Genomic DNA, 6,573 nt, shown 5'->3' with positions numbered 1-6,573 from the left:
TGCCTGTTGTCGGGGGAACGACGAAACCCGTGGCCGGAGCGGTGCCCGAGCCACGGGCGGAGGTTAAACGACAAGCTCAGTGCAAGCCGCACGGAAAAACGCCGTTCTCCTACTCGATGTGGCCACCGATGGGCATGGACGGCCTGGTGGCTGGGTAATCGACTGGTGCCGTACGAGGTGCGCCGCTTCGTGCGTCCGACCGTGCGATTCATCGGTTGGGCCGGGAGCCGCTCCGATCAGGGCGCAGTCCCTGATCGCTCACACTCGATGGGTCGGACGTGGACTCGAACGAACTGACCGGGTCCGCATCGCTGGGCGCCGGGCCGCACGGAAGGCCGCGGCTCCGTCCCGGTTCCCCGGACCGCTCCGCGACCGCACGGAACGAATCGAGAGGAAGGCTTTCGATGGCCGAGACACCGCAGACCCATACCCCGCCCGAAGTGGCACTGCTTTCTCCGTCCAGGTGGTCGGGTCGCGTCTTCACCGGTTCATGGGTCGATTCGAGAGGCGGGACGATGGAGGACATCGAGCCTGCCACGGGTGAACGGCTCGCCGAGTTCGGCGTCGCCGACCCCGACGACATCGGCGCCTCCTGCGCTCTGGCCGCTGAGGCGCAGCGCGAATGGGCCGCACAGACGCACGAGACCCGTGCCCGGGTCATGCTGGACGCGGCCGCCCTGATCGGTCGGCACCAGGAGGAACTGCGCGAGTGGATCATGCGCGAGTGCGGGGGCGTGCGCGCGAAGGCCGACCTGGAGCTGCACGACGCCGAGCAGCGCCTGCGCCAGAGCGCTGCCATGCTCTACGAACCCGTCGGCCAGATGCTGCCGACCTCGGATCCGGAACGGATGAGCTACGCACAGCGGGTTCCCGTGGGGGTGGTCGGTGTGATCTCGCCGTTCAACTTCCCCCTCGTGCTCTCGATCCGCTCGGTGGCGCCGGCTCTCGCTCTGGGTAACGCGGTCGTGCTGAAGCCGGATGAGCGCACACCGGTCAGCGGAGGGATCCTGATCGCCCGCGTGCTGGAGGAAGCGGGACTCCCCGAGGGGGTCCTGCACGTGCTTCCGGGGCCGGGGGCGGCGGCAGGGGCCGCGCTCGTCGCGGACCCGCACGTGCAGATGATCTCGTTCACCGGGTCCACGCCGGTGGGGCGTAAGATCGGCGAGACCGCCGGACGAGAGCTCAAGCGCGTCCTGCTGGAGTTGGGCGGCAAGAATCCGCTGGTGGTTCTGGACGACGCCGACGTGGAGGCCGCCACTTCGGCCGGTTCCTGGGGGACCTTCTTCCACCAGGGTCAGGTATGCATGGCCACCGGACGCCACCTCGTCCACGAGTCTCTCGCGGACGACTACATCGAGGCGCTGACCAGCAAGGCGGCGGAGATGCGCGTCGGCGATCCGTTCCGGGACGAGGTGGACCTCGGTCCGATCATCGACGAGAAGCAGTTGCGACACATCGACGGGATCGTGCAGGAAGCCTTGAGGAACGGCGGACGCGCGACCACGGGCGCCGAGTACCGGGACCTCTTCTATCGGCCGACGGTTCTCACCGGTGTCCGTCCCGGGACCGCGGCCTACGAGCAGGAGATCTTCGGCCCCGTGGCTCCCGTCACCACGTTCAAGGACGACGCGGAGGCGATCGCGCTGGCCAACGACAACGAGTTCGGGCTCAAGGCAGCCGTGCAGAGCCGGTCGTTCGACCACGCGTCCGCGATCGGGGACCGGCTCCAGGCGGGTGGAGTCCACATCAACGAGCCGACCGTCGGCGACGAGGCGGTCGTTCCGTTTCCCGCGATCAAGGCGTCCGGCCACGGCGCGGTCGGTGGCCCTGCCAACATCGAGGAGTTCACACGCTGGCAGTGGATCACCAGCCGACGGACTCAGGCGCCCGTCCAGGTAGGCGGGGATTAGGCCCGTCGCCCTCCTGTCCATCCGGCGACCAACGACGATCAGAGGAGTCATGTCCTTGTTGATGAGGTCGCCGAAGGCCACCGCCACGTGGACGTGGGTGGTCGAGCACGACGAGGGGTCGGATGGTCTGGAGGTGGGCTGCGCCACGGCGGTGTCAGTGGCGGAGGTCCTCCGGGACCGCGACCTGTTGTACCTCGACAGTGTCGACGTGGGCTGGTTCCAGTACGGCGTCGGGCACACCGGCCACCGGTCCCGGATCCTTCACTGCGGCGACCTCACAGCCGCTGCTCTGGCGGACAGAGTTCGCGACTCGCGGCCGACGGGCCGACGGGCCGACGGGCCGACGGGCCGACCGGAGGCCTACCCGAAGACGCTACTCCTCATCGGCCCCGGAAACTGGATCGCGCCTGACGGATGTAAGAGAGGTGAACCCGAGCTCGTCGGTGTCTCCATCGATGTCGCGACCGAGGACACGATGGTCGAGCTGAGTGTCTACCACGACATCTGGACGGAGAACGATTTCTTTGGCCGCCCCCATCCTGAGATACATAACGGCAACGCCCCCGTCTGGCGCAGGCGTTGAGAAACCTTGAGACGATGCGGGGAGGTCGAGACCGAGACGGGGGAACCCACCTACTTCGGTACGGCCTTCGACTACGGGGGAAGCGCCGCTTGGTGGGTCGGCCGGCGGGGGACTCGACGTGACCGATCGTCTCTAGCGAGAGGACGCAGATGACATATGACGTGGTCGCCCGGCTCGATAGGCCACCCACCTTGCGTGGCATGACCAGGTCCCTGGTCCAGGCGGGACCGAAGTTGCTCGTGAGTCCCGTCGCCGACGGTGCGGTCATTCGGCTCCACCAAACTCGGCACATGCCAGAGCCTCCATCACACCCGGCACGAAACAGGTGGTGTGGTGTCGTAAAGCGCGGATGCTGTGCGAACGAGCGCTGCGACCCCTAGGGAGCGGCTGCTCGGCGGCCAGGCGATCACCGTGGTGACGTCCAGCGCATCGACGACGGGCACCGCGACGTGCTCGGGCCACTGCCAGGCGCGGCTGGAGGCGGGGATGACGAGCAGCGTCTTGCCGAGCGCCACGAGCTGGGCGAGCTGCGATTGGGTGCCTACCTTCGGTCCGGGCCCGTCCGGATACGATCCGTCGAGCCGCGGCCACCTGGCGATCGGCAGATCCGGAACGTTCCGCACCTCCGCGAGCGTGATCTGATCGCGTGAGGCGAGCGGGTGCCCTGCCGGAAGGAGCGCGACCTGGCCTTCGACGTAGAGGGCTTCGGTGTCGAACCCGGCTAGGTCGTCGAACGGGTGATGCATGAGTGCCGCATCGGCGTGCCCGCTGCGGAGCAGCCCTGCCTGCTCGCCGACCTCACACAGGACGACGTCGACCGGTGCAGCATCGGGTTCGCTCGCGACCGCGTCGAGGAGCCGTCGCAGCAGTTCGTGAGAGGCTCCAGCCTTCGTCGCGAGCGCCAGCGGCCGTTTCGGGTCCGCGGCGCGTCGAGTCCGGCGGGCAGCGGCCGCGACCGCGTCGAGGGCCGCTCTGGCCTCGCGGAGCAGCACCGTGCCGGCATGGGTGAGAGCCACGCCGCGTCGATCCCGGTCGAGGAGCCGGACGCCGAGCCGATGCTCCAACTGGCGGATCGCGCGCGAGAGCGGGGGCTGGGCGATCCCGAGTCGTTCGGCGGCGCGCCCGAAGTGGAGCTCCTCAGCGACGGCGATGAAGTACCGGAGCTCGCGGGTCTCGAGATGGTCCACGTCGGCAGCCTACCGGCTTATACCAGATGGGTATCACAGCGGACCGGATCGGTGTTGGACCCCAAACGCCCAGCCTCCGAGGATGAATCACGTGAACGATACGAAGGTAGCGCTGGTCACCGGCGCGAACAAGGGAATCGGTTTCGCCATCGCCCAGGGTCTCGGGCGGATCGGCTTCAGAGTTGCGGTGGGGGCGCGTGACGACACGCGGCGCGAGGAGGCCGTGGAGCACCTGCATGCCGCGGGCGTCGACGCGTTCGGGGTCGCCCTCGACGTCACCTCCGACGACAGCGTCGCCGCGGCGGCGGCAACCATCGAAAAGACGGCGGGACGCCTGGACGTGCTCGTCAACAATGCGGGCATCGCCGGCCGGACCGAGGGCGGCAAGCAGGATCCGACGACACTCGACCTCGACGTTGTACGCACCGTCCTCGAAACCAACGTGTTCGGAGTCGTCCGGGTCACCAACGCAATGCTCCCGATGCTCCGCCGCTCGGACGCACCGCGGATCGTCAACATGTCGAGCAACATGGGCTCGCTGACGATGCGGACAGGACCGATACTGGCCGCGTACGCACCGTCGAAGACCATGCTCAACAGCATCACAGCCCAGTACGCCCGCCAATTCTCCGACACGAGCATCACCGTCAACGCCGCCTGCCCCGGCTATGTGGCCACGGACTTCACCGGCTTCAACGCCCCACGGACGCCCGAGCAGGGGGCCGCGATCGCGATCCGGCTCGCCACCCTGCCGGATGACGGACCGCGCGGCGGGTTCTTCGACGACGAGGGAGTTGTCCCCTGGTGACAACGAGCGGAAGGGGCAGTGGCTGTTTCATGCCGGGTGTGACAAAAGCTCTGGCGCGTATCGGCGCAGGGGTGAATACGAACGGCAACCGCCCCGGCCCCTCCCCCAGAGCTTTCACATGAACACGGAGCTGTTTCCCGTCGACCGTGCCGCGGGCAGTCTTGGCCTCGAGCGGAAAGGCGAAGTCATGGGAGTTCCGTGTCAGGGGCCGAGCCTGTGCCGGTCGCGGATTGGTTGGTGAAGGCGACTGTGTCCAGGATGGCCTCGCCTGAGGCTCAGGGGAGGATCCTCTCGGTCAGGGACAGGCCGATGCGTTGGAGGACCGCGAGTGTGGAGAAGGTGACGCGGTTCTCGCCCTGGCAGTAGGTGGAGAACAACGGCGTGGAGGACATGGGCGCCATTTCCTGGAGGCGTGGGGATCGGACCTCCACCATGTAGCCAGAGGTGGCTCCTGGCCTGTGAGGACCTCGCGAGATGCCATCGGATGCCGCCAGGGGCCGGTGTGTGCTCCGTTTGTGCTCCGCAGTTCCGGACTGGGGCGACACCGGGCGGCACCTCTTGACACGAAACGATGGCGGTGATCGGATGGATAGGGACGAAACGTCACTCTGTGGCACGTAGAGACACGAAAGCGCCGGACTTCTAATCCGACGGTCGCAGGTTCGAATCCTGCCGGGTGCGCCACAAAACCCCAGGTCAGACGGGGTGAGCGAGGACCTCGAAGGAGGTCCTCGTCGTCGCCCGGGCCCTGAAATGCTCCATGTGTGCTCCGCAGTGCAAGGTCCAGTACACGTGGAGGGCCACCTCGCGGAGCACTTTGCCGTTCCGTGACCCTGGGGGACGCACCGTGTGCGCCCCAGCGCCCCGCTGCCGCCCTGCGCGGGGCCGTGCCCGGGCGCTCAGGCACGCTCTGTCGCACCATCGCCCGCATACGGCCGTTTCAGCCGAAACCCTTCATCCTCCACAAGTTCTCGCGCCACAATCGGTGACACGACCAAGGCGAGGTGGATCTGGGCTGCAGTGACAACGTTCGCGATCCTGGCTGTGTAGGGCGGCGACATTGTCCAATACAGCGCGCGGTGGCGGTCCGCTGTGGGATCGACGCTGGGCGTGGACGGTCTTTCCGCAGGGATGAGGGCATGGGCGTGGTGCTTGCGCCTTCCGACGTCCAGGCCGAGGAAGACCCCGATGTCGTCGGGGGTCAGGGGTCGGGACACCTCAACGCTCGCCTTGTGCCACCTGTGCGCTCAGAAGCCCGTTCTCTCCAGGGTCCCGTGTCCGCGTACAGGTCCGCGCCCTCACATGGCGTCGGCGTGCCCCTGCTCCAGCACCGCGTCGGGGCGGAGCTGCCCGGAGGCGAGCGCGTGCGCGGTCTCGCTCATCCTGGCGTGTTGACTACGCGCGTAGCGGCGCAGGGCCTGGAAGGCCTGCTCCATGTCGAGCCCTCCGGCGTGCGCGAGGAGCCCCTTGGCCTGTTCGATCGTGATCCGGCTGTTAAGCGCACCCTGGAGCTGTTCGGTGAGTACCTCGCCGTAGCGGATCGTGCGTTCCTGGAGGATGCCGATCGTGGCGATGTCGGCGAGCGCCCGGGCCACCTTCGCGTCCTCGGCCGACAGCCCGCCGGGACGCTGGTTGAACAGGTTCAGCGACCCGATGACCTCGCCGCGCAACTGCAGCGGAACCGCGTGCACGGCCGAGAAACCCTGCTCCAGGGCCTGGGGCGTGAAGACGGGCCAACGCTCCGTGGCCGCGGACAGGTCCGCGACGACCACCACCACACCGGTCTGGAAGGAATCGACACAGGGGCCCTCGTCGGTCTGGATCTGGAACAGTTCCAGCACGCGGGTGCGCTCATTGGAGGACGCGACCAGTTGCAGACTGCCCCGCTGATCGGACAGCATCAGCCCTGCGGCGGAAACGTTCAGGAGGTCGACGCAGTGCGCGGCGAGCTGGTGCAGCACCTCGGGGACGTCGTAGTCATCGACCAGGGTGTCGGCCAACTGGACGAAGGCGCCCACCAGATCCGACTCCCGCCGCGTGCCCGAAGGTAGTGAGTCGTTCATGAGGGTTCCTCTACTTTCGCTC

At 67.7% G+C, this 6,573-nt stretch carries 5 protein-coding genes; 3 read left to right on the top strand and 2 right to left on the bottom strand.

All coding sequences use genetic code 11. The features are described 5' to 3' along the window. Positions 1-404 precede the first annotated feature (404 nt). Positions 405-1,910 carry a benzaldehyde dehydrogenase gene (locus tag AC0T5L_RS22490; protein WP_476167448.1) on the top strand — a complete coding sequence of 502 codons (1,506 nt, stop codon included), beginning with the start codon at positions 405-407 and terminating at the stop codon, positions 1,908-1,910. Between the two features lie 97 nt (positions 1,911-2,007). Further along, a complete protein-coding gene (locus AC0T5L_RS22485; RefSeq protein WP_476167447.1) occupies positions 2,008-2,493 on the top strand; it encodes a hypothetical protein in 486 nt (161 codons plus the stop codon). 305 nt (positions 2,494-2,798) lie between these two features. Here AC0T5L_RS22485 and AC0T5L_RS22480 read toward each other — a convergent pair whose 3' ends face one another. After that, positions 2,799-3,680 carry a LysR family transcriptional regulator gene (locus AC0T5L_RS22480; protein WP_476167446.1) on the bottom strand — a complete coding sequence of 294 codons (882 nt, stop codon included), beginning with the start codon at positions 3,678-3,680 and terminating at the stop codon, positions 2,799-2,801. Between the two features lie 82 nt (positions 3,681-3,762). Here AC0T5L_RS22480 and AC0T5L_RS22475 point away from each other — a divergent pair, with 82 nt between their 5' ends. Continuing rightward, the gene (locus tag AC0T5L_RS22475; RefSeq protein ID WP_476167445.1) at positions 3,763-4,488 is read left to right on the top strand and encodes an SDR family oxidoreductase; all 726 of its coding nucleotides are present in this window, start codon (positions 3,763-3,765) and stop codon (positions 4,486-4,488) included. A 1,298-nt stretch (positions 4,489-5,786) separates the two neighbouring features. Here the strand turns inward: AC0T5L_RS22475 and AC0T5L_RS22470 are convergent. Next, positions 5,787-6,551, bottom strand: a complete 765-nt coding sequence (locus AC0T5L_RS22470) for a GAF and ANTAR domain-containing protein (RefSeq protein ID WP_476167444.1) — start codon at positions 6,549-6,551, stop codon at positions 5,787-5,789. Between the last annotated feature and the right edge of the window lie 22 nt (positions 6,552-6,573).

The sequence above is a fragment of the Nocardiopsis sp. TRM 82005 genome (assembly GCF_056312425.1).
This window is presented reverse-complemented; position numbering and strand designations above follow the sequence as displayed.

Coding starts and splice junctions, on each gene's coding strand:
- AC0T5L_RS22490 (WP_476167448.1), top strand. CDS start 405: ATGGCCGAGACACCGCAGACCCATACCCCGCCCGAAGTGGCACTGCTT.
- AC0T5L_RS22475 (WP_476167445.1), top strand. CDS start 3,763: ATGAATCACGTGAACGATACGAAGGTAGCGCTGGTCACCGGCGCGAAC.
- AC0T5L_RS22470 (WP_476167444.1), bottom strand. CDS start 6,551: ATGAACGACTCACTACCTTCGGGCACGCGGCGGGAGTCGGATCTGGTG.